Below are 26,235 nucleotides of genomic sequence, written 5' to 3'. Positions count from 1 at the left end.
ACGCCGCGCTTACATGTCTTTCAGGATGTCTTCCAACGCGGATCTGTCATAATGGTAACGTTCATTACAGAAATGACAGTGTACCTCTGCTTCGCCCTGTTCCTCAATCAGACCTTCCATTTCTTCGCGTCCCATGCTGATCAGTGCCTGAACAACCTTATCCGCTGTACATTTGCAGCTAAATTGAATCTCTGTGCGGCTTAGGATTTTTGGCTCATCCAATACGCGGGCCAAAATCTCTTCAGGAGTCAAGCCTTCGCCAATCATGCGAGAAACCTGCGGAAGCTGCCCCAAACGTTCTTCAATTGCTGCTACAACCTCTTCTGGCGTATTCGGCAACAGCTGAAGAATGAATCCACCCGCAGCCAAAACAGAACGGTCCTCAGGATTAACCAATACACCCACACCTACTGCTGAAGGCGTTTGCTCGGACATCACGAAATAATAAGTGAAGTCTTCCCCAATCTCACCAGAGACGATCGGCGCACTGCCTTGATACGGCTCCTTGAGACCGAGATCTTTCGTTACGTACACAAACCCCTCTGTTCCCACTGCACGCGCTACATCGAGCTTACCTTTATCGTTTAGCTCAAAGTGGACATGCGGGTTGGAAACATACGCGATTCCTTCACCATGTGCGTTTGCTTCCGCCATGATCTGCCCGATTGGTCCGCCTCCTTTTACTTTGACATGGAGGCTCTCGTTTCCTTTTAACATAGCGCCCATCATCAAGGTAATGGTCAGCGTACGTCCCGCTGCTGCTGTCGCTGTATTCCACATGTCGTGACGACGACGCATATCTTCGACAGATTCTGTCGTGCGCGCGGCAAATGCACGAACATGCCCATTAAAACCAGTTGCTCTTATCATATAATCGCCCATGTAGCGATCCTCCTTTTCAAACTACCTCTTTAAATAGCGAAAAAATCATGAAGCTATCTTACCAGTTTACCACAAGGAGAAAAAGACTACGCCTCTCCCACTGTGAGTCTGACACTTTGTGAATTCGAGCATTTCTGACAGAAAAAACCCCTCTGTACGAAGAGGGGCCGAAATAACCAAATCCTATGTTAAGTTAAATAATCTTTTAATACGTGTGAAGCTTTTTGCGTTCGCAATCGGTCAATCGTCGTCGCTTCAATTTGGCGAATACGCTCACGGGTAAGACCGAACATTTTCCCCACTTCCTCCAGCGTATACACTTGATCATCATAGAGACCATAACGCATGGAGATAATTTCTTGGGCGCGGGGACTAAGTCGCTCCAACGCTGCACGCATTTGCGAGCGAAGGTCTACCTTTTCAATCCAGTCATCCAGAGAGGACAACCCATCATCCATGATTTCAGCGTAGCTCAAGCTCTCGTCTTCATGCCAAGCCTGCCATTTCTCACTATCCAGCTCAGCGTCGATGGATTCCATCTTCATCATTAGAGCCAGTTCGATGGCCTCCACCTTTTCTAATGGAATATCCAAAAGTACGGCAATCTCCTGCCGATCTGGCGTACGGTTCAAAGCATGGACGAGATGTAGTACTTGCTTCTGATACTGGCGAATCTGCTCATGCATGTGGACAGGAATGCGAATCAAAGTTGCTTTGTCGTTGATGGCTCGGGTGATCGCTTGAGAGATCCACCAGTGTGAGTAATGATAGAGACGCACGCCACGTCCCACATCAAATTTGTCAATCGCGGTAAACAAACCTATCGTGCCCTCCTGAATCAAATCCAGGAACGGCATCCCTCTTTTCAAATGGCGCAAAGCGGTACTAACTACGTATCGTAAATAGGCGCGCACAATCGTTTCACGTGCTTCAAGATCGTCATCCCTTTGATAGCGAATCAGGCAAGCAAGCTCTTCTTCTTTGTCCAACATGGGTGTTGCAGCGACGCTTTCCAAAAACAGTAGAGCAGAAGTGTCCGATCGAAGCGATCTAGGGACAACAATCCCCAACTGTGTCTCCACTTCCCGCCAGCGACGGGGAGTTGAATGGAACGAGGAGGTACTCAGAGTCATATGCAACCCTCACTTCTCTGGAATGGAAGTTCACGATGAAGTAGGTGAGTCACGGAATGTTTTACTGTATCCGTATTTCGACAAAACCTGTTCAATTCCTGCCAGTTAACAGAATATTAACAGTTCTCCTCTCTGAATGGTTGATGAAAGCCCTTTCATAAGTTAGAGTTAAAAGTTTATGAAGAAAAAGCCATCCCCATTAACGAAGGATGGCAAAAAGACAATGTCGAATCTTCTGATAAAATTGAAGACTACTGATACAAGTGACAGGCGACGAAGTGGTTGGTGTCCACTTCCTGCCAGATGGGCTTCTTTTCGGCGCATACTGCTTTGGCTACCGGACAGCGCGTACGGAACACACAGCCGCTGGGTGGATTGATCGGACTGGGAACGTCACCTTCGATAATAGTGCGCTCACGGCTTTTCTCCAAGTCGGGATCGGGTACAGGAATGGCCGACAACAACGCCTGCGTGTAAGGATGCTTCGGTGATTCGTAAAGAATTTCACTAGCGGTCATCTCGACCATATTGCCCAAATACATGACGCCAATACGGTCACTGATGTGCTTGACCATCGCCAAATCATGTGCGATAAACAAATACGTCAGCTTTTGTTCCTGCTGCAATTTCTTCATTAAATTAACGACCTGTGCCTGAACCGAAACATCGAGTGCGGAAATCGGCTCATCGGCAATGATGAAGGGAGGATTGACGGAAAGTGCCCGAGCAATCCCTATCCGCTGTCGCTGACCACCACTGAACTCGTGCGGGAAACGGTTGGCATGCTCTTTTTGCAAACCAACCATCTCCAACAGCTCAATCACGCGATTCATCCGTTCCTTCCCTTTATATAGCCCATTCAGATACAGGCCCTCCGAAATGATTTCTGCAATGTTCATTCGAGGGTTCAGAGAAGCATACGGGTCCTGAAAAATCATTTGCATTTGGCGTGTCAGCTTACTCCGCTCAGCAGATGATACCTGATGGACGTTTTGCCCGTCAAAAATAACCTCACCTGTCGTCGGTTGATACAATCCGATGATTGTACGGCCTGTGGTCGATTTGCCGCAGCCAGATTCCCCTACCAGTCCAAACGTTTCCCCCTCGTATATATCGAAGGAAACATTGTCCGCTGCCTTAAGTGAGAGCCCTTTACCCAACGTAAAGGTTTTTGTCAGGTTCTTTACCTGGACCAGCTTCTTTCGTTGCATCTGGCCACTCCTCCCCGTTATCCGTTTACCAGTATCGTCTGGAGACGCAATGTTCCTTTTCGAGCTTGTAACCATCCAGCTTGACGATCTCGATGGCACTTCGCGAATCCGGAGAATGAATCATTTCGCCATTCCCCATGTAAATGCCCACATGATGGACTCTGCCTTTCCCTTCTTCATGGGCAAAAAACAACAGATCGCCCGGAAGCAAAGCTTCTTTTTCCACAAGCTGTCCGGCTTTTGCCTGATCAGATGCATCACGCGGAATCTGGAGACCGACAGAACGGTGCATGTTGTACGCAAATCCTGAGCAATCATACCCGTAAGAAGACATGCCGCCCCATAAATAATGCAGGTTGATGAATCGCTTGCCCGCTTCTACGATTGCCTCTCCACGATTACCGGAAAGCTCAATGGGCTCGTTTGCTTTCACGATTTGTACATCTACTTTTGGCAAAAGTCCTATGCCGTATGGTGTCGCTACCGTTACCCAGTCTGCGGTTTCCTCAATCAGCGGCAGTTTGGTCAAAAAGGCAAGCTCCATGTCTGGTTTTTGGTCAGGTGTATGTAGATGGGTAAACGCCGCTGTGACCATCGCCAGCTTTTGGCCTTGCTGTACCTCAAAGGCCTCTGACCACGGGGCTAACTGGCGAGACGGAACCCAGCCCGGGTAGCCTGTTGCGTTTTTGTTCGTAGTCTGATCAGGAATCAGAATTTGAGACCATTCCCCTTGCTCCTCGACTACCTCTACGGGCGTACCGTACAGCGCTTGGGTTTGAATCGCGTTTTGGTCGTAAAAACCAAGCTTCTCCTCCACAGTAAGGGAAGCGAGCCAGCTTCGTGCATCTACCGGGGATTGGAGTGCTACTTGGTCAATATCACGCGGCGACTCCGGCTTGGTCCACACAGTGGCGACAGAGACAGAAACAATGGCAGATTTCATCTTAGTTCTCCCCCTCCCACAGGCTGACGGAACGAATGCCGAGCCCAAAATCTTCTGGCATGCGCATCAAGCGGCCCTCGTATGTTACGCCACCTTCTATACCATCATGCAAAAGCATCAACGGAGCATCAAAATCAAAGCGGGTGATGTTTTTCTTGCTGGCTGCAAAATGAGCTGCTGCTGATACAGCCAGACGCGATTCGATCATGCTGCCAACCATGCATGGAATACCGTGCTCTTCAGCCAATTGGTTGATCAATTGTGCTTTGTAAATGCCGCCAGCCTTCATCAGCTTGATATTAATCATGTCAGCCGCACGGTTCTGCAAAACCTGCAGGGCCTGCGCTGGTGAAAACACACTCTCGTCAGCCATGATGGGTGTATCGACCGAATCTGTTACCCGCTTCAAGCCTTCCAGATCATGCGCTTTTACAGGCTGCTCAATGAGTTCGATGCCAAGACCCATGTCCTCCATTTTGCGAATGGATTGCACCGCTTCTTTTACATTCCATCCCTGGTTGGCATCAAGACGAATCTTCACCTGATTGCCCACAGATTTGCGAATTTCCTGGATGCGCAAAATGTCATCCTCGATATTGTCCTTGCCGACCTTGATTTTCAGTACGTTAAATCCTTGCTTGAGATAGGCGGCCGCATCCTCGCCCATTTCTTTCGGGGAGTTCACGCTGACGGTATAATCAGTCTCCAATTGGTCACGGTAGCCACCGAGGAATTGATACAACGGCATTCCCGCCCGCTGAGAAATGAGGTCGTACAACGCAATGTCTACTGCTGCCTTTGCACTCGTATTTCCTACCATGGCTTGATGCAAGGTTTGAAAAACTCGTTCATAGGCAAGCAAATTCAAGCCGATGAGCTGAGGTCTCATCGTATTCATAATCGCCGACTCGATGCTCTCGATGCTATCTCCGGTAATGACGACGGTAGCCGAAGCTTCGCCCCACCCAACCATACCGTTGTCGCAGGTGATTTTCACCAGAATCGATTCCAGACTATGCACCGTACGCAAAGCCGTTTTAAAAGGCTTTTTCAATGGAACAGATATTCTTTTTACTTCGATGGCTTGAATAATCATGTTTTCCTCCATCTTCTCCAGCACTCGTGCTTTCTTTAGCTGTGTTTTTTCTAATAGACATACTAAATTATAGCACTATTAAAAATTCTAGCAAAAAAGGGGGAGAGTCATTCCATCCGCCTGAAATGACTTCTCCCAACTCACTCTTTCTTACTTCACGACAGCTTTTCTCAGGTCTGTGTAGCTAAGTGAAGAGCTTTGTACACCGCTCACTTTGTCGCTTGAGAGCAAGGAAGTGTTGTAGAAGTACAATGGTGCGATAGGTGCTTCATCCAACAAGATTTTTTCTGCATCATGCAGCAGCTTCAGACGTTTTGCATCGTCTGGCTCCTTGTATGCGTCTTGGATCAGCTTGTCGAATTGCGCATTGCTCCAGCCCGTACGATTGCTTGCTGCCTTCGATTGGAAAATATCGAGGAAGTTGATCGCATCACCGAAGTCAGGCAACCAGGAAGAACGAGCGATTTGATACTGCAATTGCTTTTGCATATCCGTCAAAACTTTTCCCTCTACTTTTTGCAGCTTCACATCTACGCCCAGCGTTTGCTTCCACATTTCTTGCGCGGCTTGTGCCGTTTTTTCGTTCGCCGTTCCGCTGCGGTACGTGAGTGTAACCTCTGGCAGCTTTGTGTAGCCTTTTTCTTTCATTCCTTGTTCCAGGAGCTTCTTCGCTTCTTCTGGGTTGAACTTCACCAATTCGCCGCCTACTTCACGGAATTGTCCTTCACCGTTGGCATCAGGCAAACCATAAGATACGAAGCCTGTTCCAGGTTTTTGTTGACGCATCAGCACCAGATCGACTAGTGTCTGACGGTCAATCGCCAAGCTAAAGGCTTTTCGAATATTGGCGTTATCAAATGGCTCCTTCGTTACGTTGAAACGATAGAACTCTGTACCTGCTCCATCACGCACGAATACTTTGCCTTCTTTGAACAATTGGTCTGCCATGTCTGCAGGAACGGTTGTTGTTCTGTGGAGCTCTTCGTTCGTAAACATTTGATACTCGGTATTCTCGTCATCAATCATTTTCCAAACGGCACCAGGCAGCGTTACGTTTGCTGCATCCCAGTACGTATCGCTCTTCATCATTTTCAGTTCGCTGTCATGCGCCCACTCTGTCAGCTTGAAAGGTCCGTTTCCGACAAAGCTTGCTGCTTCTGCTGCCCATTTCGGATCTTTTTCTACAGTTGCTTTGTGTACAGGGAAGAAAGCTGGGTTGGATGCCAACAGGAGCGTCCAGGAAGCTGGTTGGGCGAGAACGACCTCTAGTGTCTTGTCGTCTACGGCTTTTACTTTTACGCCATCCGCCGGTCCTTTCCCGCTGTTATATGCCTCCGCTCCCTCAATAATGTACGCGAGGGATGCTGCCGGAGATGCCAGTGCAGGATCAAGCATGCGTTTCCACGCGAATTCGAAGTCCTGAGCCTTTACCAGTTCACCATTGGACCACTTGTTGTCACGCAGGGTAAAGGTGTAGGTTTTCCCATCTTCAGAAATTTTCCATTCGGAAGCGGCCGCTGGTTGAGGCTTTTGATTTTCGTCCAGGCGGGTCAAGCCTTCCATCAAGTTGTTCAAAATGTTATAGGACGGCTCATCGAAGCCAATCGGCGGGTCCAATGACGTCGGTTCCTTGATATTATTCAGCAACAGGAGCTTTGCCGCTTGATCGCCCGGCGTCGGAGCGTTTGGCTGAGCCGTGTTGCCTGGTGCAGGCTCACTCGGTGCAGCTGGTTGACCCGATGTACATCCAGCCATGAGCATGGACACACCCAGCGTAGCCGTCAGCAACAATGTTGATAGTTTTTTCACTGTTTCTTCCCCCTTATTTTTTGTTTTTGTATGACGTAAAAGGATAGCGCCGTCAGACGACACCCTCTTTTACACGAATGCACTGCCCTCGACATCCATGAATCAGGTCCCCGTTGGTGGCTGCATCGACGCCAGCAACTTCTTCGCACGTGGGTCCTGCAACCAACAGGAAACCGCGTGTTTGCTATGGACATGGGTCTCCGCAGGCTGGTAATTCCGGCATACTTCCAACGCGTAGTCACAGCGCGCAGCGAATGCACAGCCAATTGGCGGGCTGAACAAATCCGGGGGTGTTCCAGGTATTGGGCTGAGCGGAATAGAGCGATCCGCATCCAAACGAGGCATCGACGCCAGCAAGCCTTTGGTGTACGGATGCTGCGGATTGTAAAAAATGTCGCGAACAGGTCCGGACTCTACCACTTTTCCGGCATACATGACGTTGACCCGATCCGCAATCTTGGCGACGACTCCCAAATCATGCGTGATAATAATGATCGAGACTCCCGTCTTTTGCTGAATGCTTTTGAACAGCTCGATGATTTGTGCCTGAATCGTTACATCCAACGCTGTCGTAGGCTCATCCGCAATCAGAATGGACGGCTTACAGACAAGCGCAATCGCAATCATGATCCGTTGGCGCATCCCACCACTGAACTGATGGAGGTACTGCTTGAGACGACTTTCTGGATTGGCGATTCCGACCAAGGTGAGAATTTCAATCGCTTGCCGCTTGGCTTCGCTTCTGGCGACCTTTTGATGGCGAATGATTCCTTCCATAATCTGCTCACCAATGGTGATGGTCGGGTTGAGTGACGTCATCGCATCTTGAAAGATCATGGAGATTTCTTTCCCACGCAGCTCGCGCATTTGCTTTTCCGGCAGCTTTGCCAGGTCCTGTCCTTTAAAATGAATGCTTCCACCCGCAATTTTTCCGATATGCTCCGGGATCAATCGCATGATGCTCCTTGCAGTCACGCTTTTCCCACATCCGGATTCACCAACAATCGCCAGTGTCTCCCCTTTGTTCAAGGTAAAGTTCACGTCCCGAACAGCGTTTACTTCACCACCATGCGTCTTGAATGTGACCCGAAGCCCACTGACTTCCAGCAGCTTTTCCGTTTTATCCATGTTGCCTACCTCCTTGACTTCGGATCGAACGCATCGCGCAAGCCATCACCGAGCACGTTGAACGCGAGCATCGTCAGCGAGATTAGGAAAGCAGGGAAAAAGAGTCGCCACCAATGACCGGACAAAATGGTGGAAAGCCCATCGTTCGCCATCACACCCCAGCTAGCCATTGGCGCCTGAATACCGAGACCGAGGAAGCTCAGAAACGCCTCTGCAAAAATCGCAGATGGAACAGATAACGTGACATAGACAATGATGATGCCAATTGTGTTGGGCAGCAGGTGCTTGCGAATGATGTAAAAAGGCTTTGCCCCCATTGTTTTTGCAGCCAGTACGTACTCGGAGTTTTTCATTTGCAGGACCTGACCACGCACAGTCCGCGCCATCCCGATCCAGCCTGTCGCACTTAACGCGATAATAATGGTTAAAAGTCCTGGCCCCATGACGACCATCAGCAAAATCACAACCAACAAATAAGGAAGGCCATACAAAATGTCGACGAAGCGCATCATGATATTATCGATTCGTCCGCCGAAATATCCAGCAATTCCTCCATACAAGACACCAATGAAAAAATCGATAAGAGCTGCCGTCAAACCAACAAACAGGGAAATGCGCGCACCATACCAAACACGAGTGAACACATCGCGCCCAAAATCATCGGTACCAAACCAGTTCGCTTCCGATGGCGGTTTGTTTTTCATAATAATCGACTGTTTGGCGTATTCATGACCAGAGATCATCGGTCCAATCGTAGCCATAACCCCAAGCAGGATAATAACCACCAACCCCATCAGGGCCAGCTTGTTTCCTCTCAGACGAAGCCAAGCTTCTTGCCAAAACGTCAGTTGAGGTCGCACAATCGCTTCCGCATTGAGGTTGTCTTTTCGCATGGGGATAAATAAATCATCAGAAACGATCATCCTTCGCTCTCCTTTCGATGTAGCTTAATTCGTGGATCAATGATGCCGTACAGGACGTCGACGACAAACATCAGGAAAATCAAAAGTGCGCTATAGAAGACGGTCGTTCCCATAATGACGGAATAGTCACGGTTATTAATGCCAGCGACGAAATATTTCCCCATCCCAGGAATCGCAAATATTTTTTCGATCACAAAGCTTCCCGTTAAAACATTGGCAATCAGTGCGCCTAAAAGCGTGACGACAGGCAAAATCGCATTACGCAGTGCGTGCTTCAACACGATCGTCGCCGGAGACAGCCCTTTTGCACGAGCGGTTTCAATATATTCCTGGGTCAACACTTCCAGCATGTTGGTACGGGTCAAACGAGCGATAATCGCAATCGGACCAAACGCCAAAGCAAGCGCTGGCATAATCACATGCTGCCAAGTACCCCATGTTGCAGTCGGCAACAGCTTCCATTCGACCGCCAAATATTTAATTAATAAGGAAGCGACAACAAAGCTGGGAACAGATATCCCGATAACAGCAATAATCATGGCAAGGTAATCAATGAGACGGTTATGTCGTAGCGCGGCGATCACACCAAGTGCGATACCAGTGACAATCGCAAAGACGACCGAAATCAGACCGAGTTGAAAAGAGACGGGGAATCCACGGGCAATCATTTTGTTGACAGTATCTGAACTGTTGGCAAGAGATGGCCCGAGATCAAATTGCACCAGCTTTTGTAAGTACAGCCCGTATTGGACCAGTAGCGGCTTATCCAGGTTGTAATAGGCATTGAGGTTAGCTTCCACCGCTGGGTCTAATGCCTTTCCTTCTCTTTCAAAAGGAGATCCTGGAACGGCATGCATCAGGAAAAAGGTGAGGGTAATGATGAGCCATAACGTCACGATCATGGAGATAAATCTGCGGAAGACAAAAGATAGCAAGGACTCTCCTCCTTTTCATCAAAAACTGACCTCTCGTAATAAGCAAAAAACCCAGCAAATGCACGCGATCATGGCATTTGCTGGGTTTTACTTACGTGTATGCCGTGCATACGAATAAATAAAGCAGCGGGTGTATTCATTTGGTGACTGTGGCTTTATTTCTCGTGGAAACTGCTTGTTTGTACTTCTTTTGCGCGTCCTTGAACGCTGCGATCAATGTTTTTTGGGAAGATCCAAAATACCGAAAGCGAATCTCTTCGCCAATTTCCTCCGACGCCATAATTGAATGACCGATAAAGATCGACCGAGCAAAGTCAGACGTCAGTTGAACCGTGGAGGAACAGGCCGCATCTACGATCTTGTCGTTGGAAGTATCGACTACCAATCCGATAAAAAAAGCACTGAATTGCTGTGTAATCGGATTGTTCGAAGAGGACTGTGCATCGCCTACGATATAAATGGTATCTTTATCAAACAAATCCATAACCCCACTTTTACTATGCTTAACGGACCGGCAAACGGGATGTTCGGAGAGCGACTTCCTCACAATCGCAAGCTGGGTAAGCACTTTCCTACATAGTACCAGAAAAATTTGCAATTTGTAAATAAGTCTGACTAATCTTTCAGTTCTTCTACAGATACGACTGGAAACGAATGTGGGGGCAATATCGGCAGAAACGGTCGCTCGTCGATGTAGGCAACGACAACATGGGATGGACCGACCATAGTCTTCGGTGCGAGCTGCAGTTCCTCCCCATGCTCAGTTACGACGGTAATCTGCAGCATCCCACCTCCAGAACGAGCTGGTCCTTTCGTTGCCCGCTCTGTTACAAGTGTTGTCCCATTGTACTGTAGGCGTAATTGGAGATCATTGCGCCACGAACGGAAATCCACATAATAACGCGAAAAAGGAATGGGATCAGTGGTCACACTGTCTGCTTGAGGGACGAACATGGCTTGCTCACGACGATATCCACCATTCTCGTACATTCTGTCATCAAAACGTTCAAGAGCCTCGTCTTCGAGCAGATCAATCACACCCTCTGTTTTCAATACAGGATCAACAGCAAAGGTGGCGTGATGATTAGACAACTCCAGGAGTATTTTCACTTCTGTTTTTTTCTGCATGGCGATGTCTGCATCTACAATAAACATACCTACCAGCAAAAAGAACAGCATCGTAGAAATGGATAAGATGTTTATACCCGTAACGATTGCCTCCTAACAGGAGCTTTTACAGATCGTAGTCCATAATGTTAACTGTACCTATTCTTTGAACTTGCAAGGAATCAGCCGGCATTGGAATCCATGAGGTAAAGCGGGGGTATGGAATTGCCAGCTCCACAACAAATTCATCTTCGTGACTCCATAGGACGGGATCAAGTGAACGAGTGCGAGTGACACTGACAGACAGGTCCTGATCTGGAACGGAAAACTTTTTCTCCCTCAGCTCCCGAGCGATCAATGCCCGTACCTCTTGTTGCAAGTTGGCCTCACTCGTCCCCCCGTGGTTGCTGACGTATTTTGTAGCGGCCGCGCTCACTTCCAATAATTCGTTTCTGGCCTGAACAACCGTATGTACCTGTAAAAGTCCTAATGGAACGAGTAGCATCACCATAATGTTCAGAATCACAGCGATTAATTGACCCATTAGCCTGTACCAAAACGCGTTACTTCAGCTAGCAAATCACCGAAAAACTGCGTGCATGCCGAAAGGAGATTTTGCGGACCGGTGAGAAGCAAACCTACTGTCAAAGGCAAAACAATAGCCATTACAGCCAAAATGCTAATCATTTTATTCATGCACTACCACCCTGGATCAAAGTATTCGGACGGCCTGCTTCCCGTAAAGGAAAAGGATGTATCCCCCTCCACAAATTTGTGCAGCCATTGGGTTACTTTTGAAGGCTGGATGGTAACCGACAAGGTAATCGCCTCCTGCCGCTCTTTGCGAGCTCGCTCGTTCTCGGTTCGAGGCCAGCTTCCAGCAAACGCACCCTCTGTCACTTCCCAACCCAGTTCTTTCATTTTCAGTAAATAGTAATCTGCTAACGTAGGCTCCAAGTACCCGATGTCCTGCATATCATCCAGTAAGTCAGCATAGATTCCACGGGCAATCGCCCTTTCCATTGCATACAAGTGGTAAGCTCCCAATGCGGAAGTGACCAATAGAAGGACAAGTAGACAAATAAGAAAGACTTTTGCTTTCACCATCGTTTTAGAAACGCCAGCTCCTCTTTAATGGAAGATGACCGTCGCTGCTCGATACACCCTTTCTTGTTGTGTCTGTTTAAGCTGCTCCTCTGGCTGGAGATTCCAAAGCACCGCGCACAAGCTCCCTACCATAATCGAAATGATGAGAAGAACATGAATGTGCAGCATCAGTTTGACGACGTATAGGATGTGCCGTTTTGCATCCTGAAGTTGATGTTTTCATTTCGGGTATCGTAGTTCAGCGATGTGATGGATTGGTTAATGCTCTCGGCAGAATCGTTTGCCGCCGGGCTTAACTCATTGCCATAACTGCTGACACCGATCCCTAACACCATGACGCATGCTAAAAATATAAAAAACATTTTTGACATCTCGAATTTCCCCTTTTCTCATACGTGATTTAAGGTATGGCTTTGTCGATCCACCCAACTGCTCGATCTCTCAGCCCGTCTTCTCTCACTACCGATGTGTTTATTTCGGACAAGCTAGAAACGATTATTCCTAAAGAGAAAACGATGCACATGATGATAGATAATAACTTGGTCATGAGTTGCTCCTCCTCAGATCAAATATTTATCCAGAATTTCTGTAAGCAGCTTATACCAGGGAAACATAGCTACCAATAACCCCATGTAAAATGCCGGATAAACAATGACCGTGTAGCCAATCCCTAAAGACTTTATCTTTTTTCGATGACGGAACATTCTTCGGTGATCGACAGCCCACTCCATTCGTTGCATAGTTGCACTTACTTGTCCTTCGCTCAACGTCTCAATTGTACGCATGCTCGATACGAGGATAATTCCGTCGTCGACGCCAATTTTGCGTTTAAAGCTCTCAAGTGCCTCATTAGAGTCTCTGTTCCACTCAGATAAAGTAGGGATATACTCCTTTAGCTTTCTAGTCGGTCTTGCTGCCTTGACCATGGCATTGTAAATGGGCACCTGATTTTCTAGGAGGGTCACATAGCGATTGATAAATCTAGCGATATCTGTGCTAAGCATATCCTCCCTGTGATTTGCCCACATCTTCAAGCCCATGTACGGAAGCATGTAACTCCCTGCAGATGCCAGGCACATCGACAGAAGTGGAAATGATTCCATTCGACTTACGACGACCCACATAAGAATCAGGATGCAAACGGTACTTCCAGTCAACAATTGCAGAAACACCCACTCCGGTTTTCCCCACCCAAAAGGCCTTCCTGCTCGTGATAGTAACTGATCCCATTTGTCGTCTTCTTCAGGTTTGAGTGCCTGCTCCCACTTTTCCCACCACACTCCGGAAACAAACAGCTTTGGCTTTTTCTTGTGAAACAAATACTTCCCGATCATAAATGTTGCACTAAAAACAAATAGTGCGCCTAATCCAAGGTAGGTATACATGACTAGCATTGGCATTAGCGATATCTCCTTCCCCAAATAAACGCCAACAGGATCGAAAAAGTCCACACAGTCGCAGCAATCGCTAATATGGCCTGTCCATCTGGCGTGTAGAAATAGAGACGATAGGAATCTTGAAGCAACCCTTGGTTGTAGGGGATCAAACAAATGCAAATCGCTATGACGATAAGCAGGCTGATCCAAATGGAGTATATTTCACTATCACGCTCATGCTTTTCGTCTTGTTGTACAAACATCTCATTCGTTAACCGATTTAGAGGTGATTGAATATCTTCTGTTTCTCCCTCCAAACCGCTGGAAATATACGTTGCGAAATCAAAAGCCCACGGATGGTCCAGTCTCTGCGCAAATTGTTCCACTGCTGCAACCGAGTTTCCCCCATCCGATAGGCTATTGTTCAGCAGAAGGAGGTCAGGCAATAACTCCTTGGGACATTCCTCTATCATTTCGCGAAAGGTAAGGACAATGTTTTTGCGACTGTTATAATAACGGGCAAACAACTCTACGAAACGACAGAATGAGCTGATTTTTTTATTCATTTGTACGGTATAGCGTGCATATAGAATCAGTGTTGGCAGCAAGAGGAATAAGAGAAAAAGCGACAAAGATACAATCATATTTCCTAGCAAAATACCCGAGATGAATCCCGCTATCCCACCAATCATGGATAGTAATAAGTAACCTTCTGGTGTACCTCCCACGATTTGACACCATCGATCAAAGCGTTCATATATCATGCGCCTGGTAGAATGCCTTAAAAATTTCTCTCTCCATACCTCAACTGTACGCGGGAAGAATACGCGCGAACTTCTCCATCCCTTATACAGGTGTAGACCGAGAAACAGAAAGCCAGAGAAGAGACATAGAAACACCGGGAAAAGAAATGTGTAAATCATAGCTGCCTGCCTAGATCGGTAAGACGTAGCTCTTTCAATACTTCAATGTCTGCTTTACCGACATAACACATGTATTCAACTAAATGTGGGCTCAGTTGATTTCCCGTCCATTCATAAGCTCCCGTCTGCATGTTGCGACCTACAAGGGGAATAGATTCGACTCGGTTAAAAGATGAATTCCACTCCGTTGTATGAATGGCATCAATAAAACGGTGACCACTGTTGCGGTATGTAAGCGAATTGACAAAATTGACTGCCCTGCTAATCCGCTCCTGTGTCAACTCGACACTCCGCCCTCCGTATTGATAAACAAGATCAGTCAAATCATGTAACGCTCTATGAGCAAATCGTTCGTGCATCGCTCCGATTGTAGCGTCCGTCCCTCTGATTCCAGCATTTATAAAATGGTACGCTTCTATAGGCTCGCGAATTTCTCCAATCAAAATCGTATTTGCAGTTGATCGGTACATGTCTTTGAAGCAATGCCCTAATTCAATGCCGATTTCCTCCACGTTTTGGAGTTCAATCACTTCGCCTGGCCAAATATCACCAAATCGCATCTCATGTTCACTCTCAAAGATCGTGATATATTCTGTCCGAGAGTCCTTCAGCTTCATCATACACATCATTAACGTTGTTTTCCCTGCAGCCATCGGTCCAATAACCAGTACATTGCTGCGTCCGTACACTTGCTGTTCCATTAGCCATTGAATTCTTTCGTCAAAAGCTGGCTGTTGCTGTGTACGAAGTTGGTCGAGTGAAAAAGTAGGCGTTGTAAATCGTCTAACCAGAATGGTCGGTACTCTGGAATAAGGGAAAGTGAACATGGTCAGTCTCGCTTTTAGTGAATGTAAGTATCCGCTCAATCTAGGTTTTTTCTCGTTAAAAGACAGACCCGCTGTATTGGTCAGCTTTTGTTGAAGGGTTTCAACCTCTTTCCAGCTTGGTGTGTAAGAGAGAAATTTTTTGATCCCTTGCTCCAAGTAGGCAATGTTTCGGTTTGCAGAAATTCGCACTTCCTCTACCCATGGAGACAAATGGAGGACGGCATCGAGTATGCCCCACCCGTATGTAGAAAAGGTGAGACCTTCGTAACCGTTAACATGCGGCAAAATTTGTTCGGTTACTGGTCGTTGGAGGACTTCCTCAAAATAATGCTGCAAGCGAAGAATAATATGGTTGTGACTATCACGATCTCCCTGTTCTGCCAAAGCGAGAATTCGTTGCATCTCTAGCTTCTCTTCTCGAGTTTTGCCAAAATGATTTAAATAATCTCTGGCTACTTGTTTAATGTCGTCAATGGTTTGGATGTCCGATCCAACCGGTTGTTCTCGTTCTATCCCTCTCATCAGCAAAACACCGCACTTTTATCCATATATTGTGCCTTAGCAATTTCCTTCAAACTGCTGATGTACGATTTGGGAGGGAAAAACTCTTCTATTAATACACTGCCGCTCTGATGAGATTGCATGAGCCTGCTCTCCGAAATGCGTGGTACTACACCGTAGACCGAAACATCCTCCCCGATTCGAAAGGGTTGCCCAGAATCTAAGTGACTGAGCAGAACCTCGCATTTCACTCCTCTTTCTCTCCATTTGTGCAGCCACTCTCTGGCACTATCGATACTAAAGGGATCAGCTCTCACGAATAAAAGATTGCGGTCAACGGTATGAAGCAACCGCTGTAGAGTCTCAGACTCAGGAAAGCAGTAACCCCAATCGACGTATACATAGTCAAATTGCATGCGAAACACACTAATTAGATTGCTTAATTCCGAACTTTTCCATTTGCTAGCAGCATGGGCGTAATACAGATTAGGCAAGTGTGTGCTCTGTTTGCAGACATTGCTCCAGTTACGCTTGGCAGATGTTTGTATATCAATAAAGTCCGGGCGAAATAAAGATAATTGATGTTGTTGGAGTTTGAAGAAACGTGTTAAATCCGGCTTAGCGTCATTCATATCAAGTACGACAATTCGCTTTTCAGGATGCTGCCTCGCTAGTATGACGGGATAATTAATACAAAAGGTAGTAATGCCAGAAGCTCCGTAGCTCAATAAAGCGTAAACGAGCCCTTTTTCTTTTGACGATCCGATATCTGCACACTCTTGCACGAGGCCTAGAATCAGACTGATTTGATGGCGTATTTCTTCTTGAGATAAATGGGCTGATAACAGGTATACATGCTCCAGCCCGGACTCCTCCGCTACCTTCTCGATCATCTTCTCATCCCGATAGAGAGGAACAATAATTAACGGTGAGTTTGGCGGGAGTTGTGCTTTCAGGGCCGGAAGCCATTCCCAAACGGGAGAGTTGAACATTTCGGAAAAGATCACGGTAGCTTCTGGCATATAAAGCTGTACAAGCCGTGAAAACTCCTCCGCCGACTCAGCTACCAGCACATCACTGTACACAGGCATATACGTCTTGGCGAGTGACTTCATCGGATAACAAACTAAAATTTTCATAACGCTTGCTCCTTTGAACCCATGATATGACCTACATGAAGCATCCCATATGACATTGCCTCGCTTACTATCACATACTCCTCGTCTGTCAAATTAAAGCCAATAAAAGCAGGTAGTGCTGTTGGCTGAACCCGGTAGTCACGATATCGTTTTTCGCCATTCTGCAACGGCTTTTCTCGTGATCCATGAAAGATGGAATCCATCTGATCAGGCGATGGCAAAAAGCTCGGTTTTAATGTATAGATCTCGATACCGTTACTGTCCCTCACGCTTGCAAGCTGACTTTCAAATAACAAATCTGCCGTATCATTGGTTTTTCGAAAATGCAGTGGTGCAGGATAGTCCTGCAACTCCGAGAGACTCTTGTATTTGACCCAAATTTTCACATGATCGCCTTTGCGTAATTCCGTTAAAGGATGAATGGATAGTAGGGGGAACTCGTAGCGCGCCTCCCCTTTTTCCGGTAAAAGCTGCGAATCTGTCAGCTTTTCCACTAATAATTGCTCGCCTTCGTATATAGTCTGCGTGCTTCTTTTCCCCAGAACAGTATCCAAATCGCGCGCTGAACCTGGAAGAATTTCATCCACTTCTTCCTGTACAAGTATCACATCATCTTGTGTAATCGGCTCGAAGGCTGATATTTCTTTCCCTGCAGCTACCTTTACAACTGGGGCAAACAGCTTTTCCGCAGCCATCGCGTCAATATATTGAGTCGCTACGTAAAAGGACGACCCTGCTAGCAGAAACGAAATTAAGCAAATGACAAGCAATGTTTGCTTCTTCATAACACCCTTCCTTTATAAGCATGAATCAATGACTGAAACTCAATTTCTTCCTCCGGGAAAAGCTCCAACAGTAGGTTGGCTTTGGCGCTGGCCATTGCTGTTTTCTCTCCATCCATCAACGGAATCATGTCAGTTACCTGTGTAGCTCCAGGCTGCTGATCCCATAGGGAGAGAGTTCCTTCTACTTTTTTCATGATGCTTGTCCTAGACAATTGGCTATTCCACTTGTTTGCTATCATTTTTATTTTTCTTCTTTCTGTCTTCCACCAAGCAGGGGCTGGATCTACCAGGAATAAACGGGTAAGTCTAGCTAAATCTGCATCAAATACTACCCATATTTCGTCGGCATGCTCAAAAATTTGTTTGGAGTGGATATCATTCCAGTAGGAAGAAACATCAATGACAACAATGGGACTATCCTTACAAATCCGTAGTAACCAGTTGGCTGTATCTGTTTGAGAAGATTCGTGCTGAAGTTGTGCTGGGGATTCTATCTGGATGCGAAGATGGTTATTCTGCATGAGGAGCGATGGTGTAGGAGAATCTCTTACTTGTTGTCGAACTCTACGTTCAAAATCAAGTGCAAAATAATAATAGGAAGTCACTTTTGGTACCTCGCAAAGAGTGACAGGAATGCCTTTTCCTGACCATGCATACGCTAGGTTACTTGCAAGAAAACTAGCTCCAGCCTGTGCGTACAAACTCATAACGACAATACATTTACGTTGATACGACTCTTGTTGCTCAACTATTTGTGGCGAAGCAAGCTTTTCTTTAAGTACTCTCCATTGCCGCTCTTCCTCAATTGACTGTGAAAACTCCTGCTGCTCCAAATCACGGAACCTGGAGACAAAGCGGCTCATTTGGCGAAACATGATTATCCCACCTGGGAATCATTTGATTTATTTTTACTGGCAATGTACTTCTCAAATTTCTCAACCATCTCTCGAACAGTGAGGGACTTGCGATGATAATAGTATATTTTGCGCAGTCGCTCCCGTTCCTGGGCTGTCATTTCTGGTCTCACTTTCATGGCTAGCTCGATTAATAGAGCGAGCTCGACGTTGTTAGGTCTTCCTCTTCTCGGTGGATTGGCAAATAGCTCCTGCTGCTTTTTATTAAATGCGTTTGGGTACTCTACCAGCCACATGTCTACCAACGTTTCAATATCTTCATGTGTACGTACTCCGAGCTTCATCAAGTATTTAAAATATGTGGGGATGGGACGCTCACGTATCTGCCCATTTTGCCAACGGGCAAGGAATCCATTTGGCATAGTAAGGAGCTTGGTTACGTCTCGGATGAGTGCTATCCGATTGGGCGATTGGTATTGAACGACTGCTTCCTTTACTAGCGTAAACAAAATGTCATGATAATTGACGCCTTTATACCCGCTTCCATACTCTGTGATGTACCATTCCTCAACTGCTCGATCAAAATCTCTCCGGCAATTCGATAACTGAAGCTGATTCAGATGCTCATAAAACTCTTCCAGATCATACTGAACCATAAACTCTTCCTGGTAATCTCCAAAAACAAAAGCAATAAAGGATTCCTTAAACTCTTCCAATGACAACAATGTCAGCTTGTTTGTCTCCTCATAGCAGCGGTTGACTAATTCGATTGCACTCTTTGCCAACACGTCAAAATACCCCCATTTTCCTTTTTATAGAGCGATAGATATTTTCCAACAGCATTCTCAACTCGTCGAATCTTATTTAGCCTGATAAACCAGGCATTTCGCTTTATGGGTCGCCTCACACGCACCCGTGCAAGGCGATTAAGAGAACCTACTCCGTTACAAAGTAAAGTTCTTCTCCGGTCGCGAAAAGAAGAGCGATCCTTCCCCCGCGCTCCATGACGGTTGGAGCATTCTCCATTACAATCAGCCCGTCATTGAGTACTACTCTGTCTCCAAATCGATGTACGGATTCGATCTGGAACGCTCCCTGCGGAACTCTTTCCACTGAAAGATACCTGCCGGGTTTGTGCTTCTGGTAGCGTACTTGTCGCCCTAGAAGCTGCTCCACGGATGCAGAGCATTTCTGGTGAGCCTCTACTGTTGCCATACGCAACGCCTCCTTCTCTCACCTGTAGAGTACGGCCGTTTCATCTGCTTATAAGCCTATGAAACTATCTCTACCGTAAAAAAAGACAGCAGGGTTGTGCAAATATTTTTATAACTCTTCCCAATAAGAGGGATCACTAAGTTTGGGATACATTTCAGTGACCATATCAAATGGTGAAAAGTAGAGTGTATCAACGAGAATCTTGAGTTTATATGTTTTCAGGAGCGTATATGCTCTCTCTGTTTTGCTGAAAATACTTGGCAGTTGACGCAAATCTGCCAGCTTAAGTAGATGCTTGCACATATAGTCGACGCATATTTTTGCCCGTTCCTCACCCTTTATGCTCTGAAAATAAGCTGGGGGAAAATGACGTCTTATGCCAGAAAGCACTTCTTGGTAAACCCATAACACTCGTTGCTCTTCTGAAAGCCGAGGTAAATACGGATATGCAAATTCGACGAAATAATACACATCCTCAGATTTTGCCTCGATAGGCGGCTCAATAAATTCTCTCACCAAATGTAGCTTCAGTTCTTTGACATCTTGCAAGCTCAATTCACGCCGAGCTTGCTCTGGAGTCCATCTTTTTACATTTTCAATCGCATATCTAACAACTAATTGGACTTTTTGCTTTCGGTACTGCACATCCTCGAACTCATACGGGGAAAAACGCTTTTGCTCCCCGTTAAGAATTCGTTTGTACCGATCGACTATTTTTGAGGGCACTGTTATATCACTCCTATCCCCATTTTTGGAATATACTACTAAATTACCACGCGGGATTAGGACAAAAATAACAGTACCTTTTTTCAAAATTGTGACTTTATTCATAGACTCCAGACTGGGAGACTCTGTTCATTTTTACAAAAAGCTCATCCCAAAATACAGGTATATTCTTTTCAATCTTTACTTCTAAATGATAGATTCCTTGCAAGTACAAATAAGGCCGTTCACCTTTTTGGTGAATAACAGAAACCTCATCACTTGTCCCCTCCAGATTCGGCCTGTTTAATCTCCAAAGAATCCCCGCTTCTTCACGTGCCCCGCGAATGATATCCGCATCACGCCGTTCAGCTTCTTCTGTTGTCGCAAACAATCTGATTTGCTTATCACCGTTTGAATCCACGTACTCCCATTTTCCAGCCGCACGCGCTCCTTTGGTAATCAGATCTGCTGTATGTTGCATCTTCATTTTTAGATAATCTGTTTGCTCCAAAAATAACAGGATTGAGAGAAGGCTGCCCAAGCAGAAGAGAAAGAAGAGCACAGTAATCATTGTTGCCCCGCGCTCTTCCTTCACTCGAATCAAAAAATGATGCAAAGAATCATTCATTGCTTCTCCTCCGCATTTTCAACCATCATGTGATAGCTTTCCGTTATCTCGTATAATTCCCCCGTAGCGAGAAGCCGAAATGAAACTGTTGCTTCAGCCTTTACATGACTGCCTTTTCTCCAGCCGTTCCCATCAAGCTCCAGCTGCACATCTTTGTGAAGGACTCCGATACCTTGTGCTAATTCCGATGTGCCTCGCTCTTTCGCATGGAATTTGGCCAAACCGAAATTTGGCTGCACTGCAGCAATTCTCCCTGCCTCATACGCAGCCGCCAATGCCTTTTGCTTGTTGTACATCATGCTGAATTGGTCAAAGGAGAATACGATCAAGATCCAAACTAAAGGAAACACCAAAATAAACTCAATCATTTGGCTGCCTCGCTCGTCTTTCACCCTCGCACGTATCAGTCGTCCCATGCGTGTGATCATCCGCTTGCTCCGATGCCATCTCGTACGGATTGGAACACAAAAGCACCCAGCAAATATACCGCGTAGGGGAATGAGAAGGCTGTTTTTTCCCTGCATGGAAGCCATACTTGTCGATGAGCCGACCATCCGGCTGCTATGATTTGAAGATTCTTGCGTAAGCGAGCCCAATTTTGCGGATAGAACACCATAACAATCAGGCACAAAACGATGGAGTGCAAAAACAAAGTATACACCGCACTCCAGCTCGTCCAAGCACCGACAGCCATCAGCAACTTTTGATCCCCCATCCCCATCCCTTTTAAGAATACGGGACCAACTGTCAACAAAAAGGCTCCTGCCACACCTAGCAATGCTCCAGCTAATAATTCACCTGCCCACTGATACCATAAGCCAACAGCAATCGCCGGAAAAACAAGAGTATTCGGTATTTTCCTTCGTCTCCAATCCATCCATGCTGCCGCTCCTAACACACCAAGCAAGACTACGTTTGTCATTTGCTTATCTTTTCTTGCAGTTCCTTCAGCTTCTCGTCTTCGGCAGTGCCTAGTTGTGTCAGTGTCGGAATAAGCACAATCAAGATGACGGCAATGATAATGACCATTTCCACAATCGTAACACCGTCCTCCTCATACCAAAAACGCTTGACGTATTCTGCGATGGTTCCCATTCCATTCACTCCTCATTGAGATTTTGGTTCTATTTTCACTCTGCCAAAAGACAGTGCCTCTCGCAAAAATATTTACATGCGCTTATTTTTCTACAAGCTTTCTCCGATGCCGATGAATGCAGGACCCATCACCAAGAACAACAGCGGCAGACCCATTAACAAGATGACAAAAGGCAATAACCTGATATTTAACCGATTCATATGGGTAGCAGCTTCGTCTTCTTGTTGTCTCACTTGCTCCTCTACTTGAACAGACAACATGTGTGATATGCTAACCCCTTTTTTCATCGCCTCGTTCATCTCCAGCGCGATGGTAGTCAACGAATCTACTTCCCACCGAAAGGCCAGCTCTTCAAGCGCCTTTCTCCAGTTTCCATGCCTTTTTTCTCCCATTTCTAGGCTCGCGAGTTCTCTGCCCAGTCTGGTATCAAAACGTCTCGCTGTCTGCTTAACAGCCTGCTGCAATGGCATTCCTGCTTCCACCAGTGATTGCACAATGCTGAAAAAGATAGGGACCTGCTCTCGAATTTCAGCTTTTGCTCGCTTGTCCGCCCGATCTAGCAGCATGTTCGGCAGCAAGTACAAAAATAAACTAATCGTTAAGGGGAGCCCATTCACCGTACCGATTTTTTCACCGTTAACCATGTTCATTGCCAATGAAGCTAGAGATGAAGCGATGAAACACATACTGATGAGCCGGAACAAAACAATCTCTGTCAGGCTTATATCGATCCACAGACGCGCCAATGTTTCCTCTATTTTTTTCTTATCGACACCTGTCCATTTATAGAAATGCTGTAGCAGTACCTGATTTTTCTCCAAGCTTCGAACCAGTGTCCACCTTTTTCGTCCTTGTTGAAACGATTGCTCAAGCTTGGCTTGTTTCTCGGAGTCAATCCTGCCAAAAAGTGTGGCGGAGATTGGTTCTCCCTTACTCACACAATACGACAAGCCGTACAGAAATATAGCAACACTCACCAATATACTGAGAACGAGAACGAACATTGCACCCTCTCCTATGCTCCTCTGCTTATGCTTTTATGCGCAACATAACGAATTGCTTCTCCCCCAATCAAAATAGAAGCCAAGCTTCCCAAAATAAGCAACCGTCCCCCCACTGTGGCCGTTAGTGGGTCGAAATGATTGGGATTGTTTACATACAGCGCAATGACAAAAACAAACGGCATGACACTTAGTAAATTCACTTGTGCAACGATCTGAGCCATAGCTGCTTTTTGTCTACGGAGCGACTGTCGGCGCCGCAATATCGAAGAGGCAGCCAAATCGAGCGTTTTGGCCATATCTCCGCCCATCTCACGTTGAATGTGAACAATGGTCGCTAAATATTTGACATCTGCTGATCCTGTACGTTCAAAGAATCGATTCATTACGTGCTCTAACGGGACTTGTGCCCGCAATAGCTCTACAATACGCCTGTATTCCTCTAATACGATTTCTGCTAAAAATGGACTAGCCGCTACCTGTTCAAACGCATGCAAATACGATGGAGAAGTACGTAAGGAACTGGCCATGAGACGAATCGCTTTTACATTTCCTGCTTCGAAATCGTCCTTTCGACGAGCTCCCCATACACTCACCAACCGTTCGGTAAACATAATTCCTGAAAGAAAAGCAGGCAATGCCATCCACCAAGACTGCAAGATTTGACTACTCACACCAAAGGATGCGATCCCCAATAAAAAAGAGAGGGTCACATACTGGTTTACCCCCCATCCTGAGCGCGATTTCGCCATCCTCTCCTCAAACTGGTTCCAAATTGTTCTTCTGTCCTGTTGCAGCACTTCTACGATTTCGTGCTTCCCCGTCGGTTCTCGCATATACAATTTGTTGGGCATGATCAATAACAGGAGGGCCATCCCCATCCCTATCGCAACAGGTAAGCTAATGTCCATGCTTTCCCCTCCTATAGCGGTATTGGTGTGGTGAAAAAGACTTGCTCAATCTCCTCTCGCGACAGGCCTTTTTCTAGCCATCGCTTAATCAGTCGCTCTGGGCGATAGCCTGTCCATTTGAAGTGACCCTTTACTCTCCCATTCTCCACCCCAGTTGCTTCGTACACGTAAATATCCTGCAAATACACCCGATCAGGGAGAACCTGTTTAATGTTGCACGCTCGTTTTATCCATTCTTCATGTGATTGCCCCGTCCCCACTACCTCCGTTATCGCAACCACCTTGCGACTGCCATCTTCTTCAAAACGTTTTACTTGAACAATCAGATCCAGTGCTGAACCGATCATTAAATTGCGCTCCTCAGCACTATACCCCTCATCCGCTTTTCCAAATAAAATGGGCAATGTTGAATCGACCAAAGCTCGCGGTGAGTTTGCATGCGCTGTGCTCCAGCTACCAGGGTGATCCGTATTCATCGCCCAAAGCATATCTACGATTTCACCACCTCGTGTCTCACCGACCATAATGACATCCGGCCTTTTTCTTAAGGACAAACGAACACAATCCTTGATCGAAAACCCACCCTTCCCCTCATAATTGGCAGGTTTCGCTAAAAATCTGCGCACAAAAGGATGCTGAAGCTTCATCTCCAAAACATCTTCGATCGTAATAATACTTAAATGATCAGGGACATACTGGGAGATTAGATTTAGCATGTGTGTCTTTCCTGAGCCTGTTCCTCCACTAACAATGCCAGATGCACGAGATAAATGAACGGCTCTGTTTAAAAAGAGAAGCATCGGCTCGCAAATGGAACCATACCGCAAGTAGTCGGTCTCGCTGAGTAGCTCACGGTGTTTTCTGATCGTGAGCATATGACCATCGGGAGAAATAGAGCGATGCGTAGCAGCAACCCGGGAACCGTCCGGAAGCTGTGTATGCAACTCTGCTTTTGTTTCATTAAATTCACGCCCCATTGTCGCTGCGATTTGTTCCAATAAGCGCAGCAGCTCTTCCTCATCGCGAAAAACAGCAACGTCTGGCGATTCAAGACGACCAGTACTTTTTCTTTCAATGACGAGATAGTTATAACGATGAAAAAGAATCTCTGTGATGTCGTTATCTTCTAATAAAGCATCCAATGGCCCCCAACCAGTCAAAGAATGCAGCAGTCGTTTTACTTCTGCTTCCATTTGAATGGATGTCAGTGTGGTTTGCGACTCCAACAGTATTCGAATATCTGTTGTCAGCTCATCTAAAAAGAGTGGGGACTGCTTTTCCTCCCATAATCGTTTTCCGTATTTCTCAACAATCTGGGTACGAATCGATGTTTCTCTATCTGTCCCGACCCATTTTTCATTCGTCCGCTCGTGATCGGGGGCTTGCATTTTTTCGTGAAGCGTCGAAGGAACTCCAGCTATTCCTCTCCCTGGTGGTCGTAATTCATGCGCTATATGGACTTGATTAGAAATACCTAGTAACTGTTTTTTATCGAACATGATACCCTCCCTTATCCCCATAACCACTTGAAGAGAGATGTTTTCTCTTTTTGTTTCTCTTTTTCAGCAGCCTTCATTTGCTCCCCATCTACGGGAAACATTGCTTTTCCTAATGTCTCAATGGCTTCCTTGGCTGGAATTCTCCCTGTCTGGAGCATGACTGGCGTACCAGTGTTAATCGATTTTTTTACTTCCACATCGTCAGGTATTGAGAAGATTTTTTTGCTAGGGTGAAGTTGGAAGTAGGCACGAATTTCATCTAAGGTAAACATTTCTTTCCGTTGCAAACGATTCATGCAAATTTGAATGCGTTCTTCAGGGTACTCTGCTTCTCTCAACAGTTTCAGCAACCGTTGAATATTTTCAATGGAGTCTACCACCGGATTTCCCACCATCACGACATGTTCTGCAAAAAATAGAGCTTGAATCGTTGCATCTGTTGTATCAGGAGCCGTATCAATAAGAATGACGTCGTAGTTGCTTTGTTTTAACGTTTCGAGA

At 46.3% G+C, this 26,235-nt stretch carries 33 protein-coding genes (1 of these 33 cut by a window edge); all 33 read right to left on the bottom strand.

The window, feature by feature from the left end; all coding sequences use genetic code 11:
* Nucleotides 1-9 precede the first annotated feature (9 nt).
* Complete coding sequence (gene hslO / locus ACKKE8_RS01110) at nucleotides 10-882, bottom strand: Hsp33 family molecular chaperone HslO (protein WP_409176594.1); 873 nt, start codon at nucleotides 880-882, stop codon at nucleotides 10-12.
* A 188-nt stretch (nucleotides 883-1,070) separates the two neighbouring features.
* On the bottom strand, nucleotides 1,071-2,015 hold the full coding sequence (locus ACKKE8_RS01105; protein WP_007725227.1) for an RNA polymerase sigma factor RpoD/SigA: 945 nt from the start codon (nucleotides 2,013-2,015) through the stop codon (nucleotides 1,071-1,073).
* 251 nt (nucleotides 2,016-2,266) lie between these two features.
* Nucleotides 2,267-3,226 carry an ABC transporter ATP-binding protein gene (locus ACKKE8_RS01100; RefSeq protein ID WP_409176593.1) on the bottom strand — a complete coding sequence of 320 codons (960 nt, stop codon included), beginning with the start codon at nucleotides 3,224-3,226 and terminating at the stop codon, nucleotides 2,267-2,269.
* A 25-nt stretch (nucleotides 3,227-3,251) separates the two neighbouring features.
* The gene (locus ACKKE8_RS01095; RefSeq protein WP_409176592.1) at nucleotides 3,252-4,169 is read right to left on the bottom strand and encodes an NlpC/P60 family protein; all 918 of its coding nucleotides are present in this window, start codon (nucleotides 4,167-4,169) and stop codon (nucleotides 3,252-3,254) included.
* A gap of 1 nt (nucleotide 4,170) precedes the next feature.
* The gene (locus tag ACKKE8_RS01090) at nucleotides 4,171-5,265 is read right to left on the bottom strand and encodes a dipeptide epimerase (protein WP_409176591.1); all 1,095 of its coding nucleotides are present in this window, start codon (nucleotides 5,263-5,265) and stop codon (nucleotides 4,171-4,173) included.
* Nucleotides 5,266-5,415: 150 nt separating this feature from the next.
* A complete protein-coding gene (locus ACKKE8_RS01085; protein ID WP_409176590.1) occupies nucleotides 5,416-7,074 on the bottom strand; it encodes a peptide ABC transporter substrate-binding protein in 1,659 nt (552 codons plus the stop codon).
* A gap of 102 nt (nucleotides 7,075-7,176) precedes the next feature.
* A complete protein-coding gene (locus ACKKE8_RS01080; protein ID WP_219663772.1) occupies nucleotides 7,177-8,202 on the bottom strand; it encodes an ABC transporter ATP-binding protein in 1,026 nt (341 codons plus the stop codon).
* Between the two features lie 5 nt (nucleotides 8,203-8,207).
* Complete coding sequence (locus ACKKE8_RS01075; RefSeq protein WP_409179056.1) at nucleotides 8,208-9,095, bottom strand: ABC transporter permease; 888 nt, start codon at nucleotides 9,093-9,095, stop codon at nucleotides 8,208-8,210.
* Between the two features lie 26 nt (nucleotides 9,096-9,121).
* The gene (locus ACKKE8_RS01070) at nucleotides 9,122-10,060 is read right to left on the bottom strand and encodes an ABC transporter permease (RefSeq protein WP_056493419.1); all 939 of its coding nucleotides are present in this window, start codon (nucleotides 10,058-10,060) and stop codon (nucleotides 9,122-9,124) included.
* A 136-nt stretch (nucleotides 10,061-10,196) separates the two neighbouring features.
* On the bottom strand, nucleotides 10,197-10,538 hold the full coding sequence (locus ACKKE8_RS01065) for a DUF3870 domain-containing protein (RefSeq protein WP_012683929.1): 342 nt from the start codon (nucleotides 10,536-10,538) through the stop codon (nucleotides 10,197-10,199).
* Between the two features lie 137 nt (nucleotides 10,539-10,675).
* Nucleotides 10,676-11,239, bottom strand: a complete 564-nt coding sequence (locus ACKKE8_RS01060; protein WP_409176589.1) for a hypothetical protein — start codon at nucleotides 11,237-11,239, stop codon at nucleotides 10,676-10,678.
* Between the two features lie 55 nt (nucleotides 11,240-11,294).
* On the bottom strand, nucleotides 11,295-11,711 hold the full coding sequence (locus ACKKE8_RS01055; protein WP_409176588.1) for a hypothetical protein: 417 nt from the start codon (nucleotides 11,709-11,711) through the stop codon (nucleotides 11,295-11,297).
* On the bottom strand, nucleotides 11,711-11,863 hold the full coding sequence (locus ACKKE8_RS01050; RefSeq protein ID WP_007725191.1) for a hypothetical protein: 153 nt from the start codon (nucleotides 11,861-11,863) through the stop codon (nucleotides 11,711-11,713). The genes ACKKE8_RS01055 and ACKKE8_RS01050 overlap by 1 nt, the downstream gene beginning before the upstream one ends.
* Before the next feature lie 3 nt (nucleotides 11,864-11,866).
* Nucleotides 11,867-12,190 (bottom strand): hypothetical protein, encoded by a 324-nt coding sequence (locus ACKKE8_RS01045; protein ID WP_409179055.1) that lies wholly within the window; start codon nucleotides 12,188-12,190, stop codon nucleotides 11,867-11,869.
* Between the two features lie 251 nt (nucleotides 12,191-12,441).
* Complete coding sequence (locus tag ACKKE8_RS01040; RefSeq protein ID WP_007725184.1) at nucleotides 12,442-12,645, bottom strand: hypothetical protein; 204 nt, start codon at nucleotides 12,643-12,645, stop codon at nucleotides 12,442-12,444.
* 29 nt (nucleotides 12,646-12,674) lie between these two features.
* The gene (locus ACKKE8_RS01035) at nucleotides 12,675-12,821 is read right to left on the bottom strand and encodes a hypothetical protein (protein ID WP_007725181.1); all 147 of its coding nucleotides are present in this window, start codon (nucleotides 12,819-12,821) and stop codon (nucleotides 12,675-12,677) included.
* Nucleotides 12,822-12,834: 13 nt separating this feature from the next.
* Nucleotides 12,835-13,674: a hypothetical protein gene (locus ACKKE8_RS01030; RefSeq protein ID WP_409176587.1), complete on the bottom strand. Its 840-nt coding sequence runs from the start codon at nucleotides 13,672-13,674 to the stop codon at nucleotides 12,835-12,837.
* A complete protein-coding gene (locus ACKKE8_RS01025) occupies nucleotides 13,674-14,378 on the bottom strand; it encodes a hypothetical protein (protein ID WP_261375967.1) in 705 nt (234 codons plus the stop codon). Before ACKKE8_RS01025 ends, ACKKE8_RS01030 begins: the two co-directional genes overlap by 1 nt.
* Nucleotides 14,379-14,569: 191 nt before the next feature.
* Nucleotides 14,570-15,922, bottom strand: coding sequence for an ATPase, T2SS/T4P/T4SS family (locus ACKKE8_RS01020; protein WP_409176586.1), 1,353 nt, complete (start codon nucleotides 15,920-15,922; stop codon nucleotides 14,570-14,572).
* Nucleotides 15,922-17,040: a hypothetical protein gene (locus ACKKE8_RS01015; protein WP_409176585.1), complete on the bottom strand. Its 1,119-nt coding sequence runs from the start codon at nucleotides 17,038-17,040 to the stop codon at nucleotides 15,922-15,924. Before ACKKE8_RS01015 ends, ACKKE8_RS01020 begins: the two co-directional genes overlap by 1 nt.
* Nucleotides 17,037-17,825: an SAF domain-containing protein gene (locus tag ACKKE8_RS01010; protein ID WP_409176584.1), complete on the bottom strand. Its 789-nt coding sequence runs from the start codon at nucleotides 17,823-17,825 to the stop codon at nucleotides 17,037-17,039. The genes ACKKE8_RS01015 and ACKKE8_RS01010 overlap by 4 nt, the downstream gene beginning before the upstream one ends.
* The gene (locus tag ACKKE8_RS01005) at nucleotides 17,822-18,700 is read right to left on the bottom strand and encodes a hypothetical protein (RefSeq protein WP_409176583.1); all 879 of its coding nucleotides are present in this window, start codon (nucleotides 18,698-18,700) and stop codon (nucleotides 17,822-17,824) included. Before ACKKE8_RS01005 ends, ACKKE8_RS01010 begins: the two co-directional genes overlap by 4 nt.
* 2 nt (nucleotides 18,701-18,702) lie before the next feature.
* Nucleotides 18,703-19,467 (bottom strand): hypothetical protein, encoded by a 765-nt coding sequence (locus ACKKE8_RS01000; protein ID WP_047074825.1) that lies wholly within the window; start codon nucleotides 19,465-19,467, stop codon nucleotides 18,703-18,705.
* 148 nt (nucleotides 19,468-19,615) lie between these two features.
* A complete protein-coding gene (locus tag ACKKE8_RS00995) occupies nucleotides 19,616-19,894 on the bottom strand; it encodes a hypothetical protein (protein ID WP_017246987.1) in 279 nt (92 codons plus the stop codon).
* A gap of 108 nt (nucleotides 19,895-20,002) precedes the next feature.
* A complete protein-coding gene (locus ACKKE8_RS00990; RefSeq protein WP_409179054.1) occupies nucleotides 20,003-20,620 on the bottom strand; it encodes a hypothetical protein in 618 nt (205 codons plus the stop codon).
* A gap of 97 nt (nucleotides 20,621-20,717) precedes the next feature.
* A complete protein-coding gene (locus tag ACKKE8_RS00985) occupies nucleotides 20,718-21,227 on the bottom strand; it encodes a hypothetical protein (protein WP_409176582.1) in 510 nt (169 codons plus the stop codon).
* Nucleotides 21,224-21,655: a TadE/TadG family type IV pilus assembly protein gene (locus tag ACKKE8_RS00980; RefSeq protein WP_409176581.1), complete on the bottom strand. Its 432-nt coding sequence runs from the start codon at nucleotides 21,653-21,655 to the stop codon at nucleotides 21,224-21,226. The genes ACKKE8_RS00985 and ACKKE8_RS00980 overlap by 4 nt, the downstream gene beginning before the upstream one ends.
* On the bottom strand, nucleotides 21,652-22,149 hold the full coding sequence (locus ACKKE8_RS00975; protein WP_409176580.1) for a prepilin peptidase: 498 nt from the start codon (nucleotides 22,147-22,149) through the stop codon (nucleotides 21,652-21,654). The genes ACKKE8_RS00980 and ACKKE8_RS00975 overlap by 4 nt, the downstream gene beginning before the upstream one ends.
* On the bottom strand, nucleotides 22,146-22,322 hold the full coding sequence (locus ACKKE8_RS00970) for a pilus assembly protein (protein ID WP_409176579.1): 177 nt from the start codon (nucleotides 22,320-22,322) through the stop codon (nucleotides 22,146-22,148). The genes ACKKE8_RS00975 and ACKKE8_RS00970 overlap by 4 nt, the downstream gene beginning before the upstream one ends.
* Nucleotides 22,323-22,412: 90 nt before the next feature.
* Nucleotides 22,413-23,327 carry a type II secretion system F family protein gene (locus ACKKE8_RS00965; RefSeq protein WP_409176578.1) on the bottom strand — a complete coding sequence of 305 codons (915 nt, stop codon included), beginning with the start codon at nucleotides 23,325-23,327 and terminating at the stop codon, nucleotides 22,413-22,415.
* 11 nt (nucleotides 23,328-23,338) lie between these two features.
* Nucleotides 23,339-24,235: a type II secretion system F family protein gene (locus tag ACKKE8_RS00960; RefSeq protein WP_409176577.1), complete on the bottom strand. Its 897-nt coding sequence runs from the start codon at nucleotides 24,233-24,235 to the stop codon at nucleotides 23,339-23,341.
* 11 nt (nucleotides 24,236-24,246) lie between these two features.
* Nucleotides 24,247-25,734: a CpaF family protein gene (locus ACKKE8_RS00955; RefSeq protein WP_409176576.1), complete on the bottom strand. Its 1,488-nt coding sequence runs from the start codon at nucleotides 25,732-25,734 to the stop codon at nucleotides 24,247-24,249.
* Between the two features lie 11 nt (nucleotides 25,735-25,745).
* Nucleotides 25,746-26,235 carry the 3' portion of an AAA family ATPase gene (locus ACKKE8_RS00950; protein WP_409176575.1) on the bottom strand. 914 nt of this gene lie beyond the right edge of the window, so 490 of the gene's 1,404 nt are visible here — the last part of the coding sequence; its start codon lies off the right edge, out of view; its stop codon occupies nucleotides 25,746-25,748.

This window comes from Brevibacillus fortis, from assembly GCF_046196545.1.
GTDB classification, from domain to species: domain Bacteria; phylum Bacillota; class Bacilli; order Brevibacillales; family Brevibacillaceae; genus Brevibacillus; species Brevibacillus fortis_A.
Note: the sequence above shows the minus strand (reverse complement) of the source record. Positions and strands in the feature narration are given on the sequence as shown.

Excerpts from the sequence above, each read along its gene's own strand:
- hslO (WP_409176594.1), bottom strand. The coding sequence starts at position 882 with ATGGGCGATTATATGATAAGAGCAACTGGTTTTAATGGGCATGTTCGT.
- ACKKE8_RS01105 (WP_007725227.1), bottom strand. The coding sequence starts at position 2,015 with ATGACTCTGAGTACCTCCTCGTTCCATTCAACTCCCCGTCGCTGGCGG.
- ACKKE8_RS01100 (WP_409176593.1), bottom strand. The coding sequence starts at position 3,226 with ATGCAACGAAAGAAGCTGGTCCAGGTAAAGAACCTGACAAAAACCTTT.
- ACKKE8_RS01095 (WP_409176592.1), bottom strand. The coding sequence starts at position 4,169 with ATGAAATCTGCCATTGTTTCTGTCTCTGTCGCCACTGTGTGGACCAAG.
- ACKKE8_RS01090 (WP_409176591.1), bottom strand. The coding sequence starts at position 5,265 with ATGATTATTCAAGCCATCGAAGTAAAAAGAATATCTGTTCCATTGAAA.
- ACKKE8_RS01080 (WP_219663772.1), bottom strand. The coding sequence starts at position 8,202 with ATGGATAAAACGGAAAAGCTGCTGGAAGTCAGTGGGCTTCGGGTCACA.
- ACKKE8_RS01075 (WP_409179056.1), bottom strand. The coding sequence starts at position 9,095 with ATGCGAAAAGACAACCTCAATGCGGAAGCGATTGTGCGACCTCAACTG.
- ACKKE8_RS01060 (WP_409176589.1), bottom strand. The coding sequence starts at position 11,239 with ATGCTGTTCTTTTTGCTGGTAGGTATGTTTATTGTAGATGCAGACATC.
- ACKKE8_RS01055 (WP_409176588.1), bottom strand. The coding sequence starts at position 11,711 with ATGGGTCAATTAATCGCTGTGATTCTGAACATTATGGTGATGCTACTC.
- ACKKE8_RS01050 (WP_007725191.1), bottom strand. The coding sequence starts at position 11,863 with ATGAATAAAATGATTAGCATTTTGGCTGTAATGGCTATTGTTTTGCCT.
- ACKKE8_RS01045 (WP_409179055.1), bottom strand. The coding sequence starts at position 12,190 with ATGGAAAGGGCGATTGCCCGTGGAATCTATGCTGACTTACTGGATGAT.
- ACKKE8_RS01040 (WP_007725184.1), bottom strand. The coding sequence starts at position 12,645 with ATGTCAAAAATGTTTTTTATATTTTTAGCATGCGTCATGGTGTTAGGG.
- ACKKE8_RS01035 (WP_007725181.1), bottom strand. The coding sequence starts at position 12,821 with ATGACCAAGTTATTATCTATCATCATGTGCATCGTTTTCTCTTTAGGA.
- ACKKE8_RS01030 (WP_409176587.1), bottom strand. The coding sequence starts at position 13,674 with ATGCCAATGCTAGTCATGTATACCTACCTTGGATTAGGCGCACTATTT.
- ACKKE8_RS01020 (WP_409176586.1), bottom strand. The coding sequence starts at position 15,922 with ATGAGAGGGATAGAACGAGAACAACCGGTTGGATCGGACATCCAAACC.
- ACKKE8_RS01015 (WP_409176585.1), bottom strand. The coding sequence starts at position 17,040 with ATGAAAATTTTAGTTTGTTATCCGATGAAGTCACTCGCCAAGACGTAT.
- ACKKE8_RS01010 (WP_409176584.1), bottom strand. The coding sequence starts at position 17,825 with ATGAAGAAGCAAACATTGCTTGTCATTTGCTTAATTTCGTTTCTGCTA.
- ACKKE8_RS01005 (WP_409176583.1), bottom strand. The coding sequence starts at position 18,700 with ATGTTTCGCCAAATGAGCCGCTTTGTCTCCAGGTTCCGTGATTTGGAG.
- ACKKE8_RS00995 (WP_017246987.1), bottom strand. The coding sequence starts at position 19,894 with ATGGCAACAGTAGAGGCTCACCAGAAATGCTCTGCATCCGTGGAGCAG.
- ACKKE8_RS00985 (WP_409176582.1), bottom strand. The coding sequence starts at position 21,227 with ATGAATGATTCTTTGCATCATTTTTTGATTCGAGTGAAGGAAGAGCGC.
- ACKKE8_RS00980 (WP_409176581.1), bottom strand. The coding sequence starts at position 21,655 with ATGATCACACGCATGGGACGACTGATACGTGCGAGGGTGAAAGACGAG.
- ACKKE8_RS00975 (WP_409176580.1), bottom strand. The coding sequence starts at position 22,149 with ATGACAAACGTAGTCTTGCTTGGTGTGTTAGGAGCGGCAGCATGGATG.
- ACKKE8_RS00970 (WP_409176579.1), bottom strand. The coding sequence starts at position 22,322 with ATGGGAACCATCGCAGAATACGTCAAGCGTTTTTGGTATGAGGAGGAC.
- ACKKE8_RS00965 (WP_409176578.1), bottom strand. The coding sequence starts at position 23,327 with ATGTTCGTTCTCGTTCTCAGTATATTGGTGAGTGTTGCTATATTTCTG.
- ACKKE8_RS00960 (WP_409176577.1), bottom strand. The coding sequence starts at position 24,235 with ATGGACATTAGCTTACCTGTTGCGATAGGGATGGGGATGGCCCTCCTG.
- ACKKE8_RS00955 (WP_409176576.1), bottom strand. The coding sequence starts at position 25,734 with ATGTTCGATAAAAAACAGTTACTAGGTATTTCTAATCAAGTCCATATA.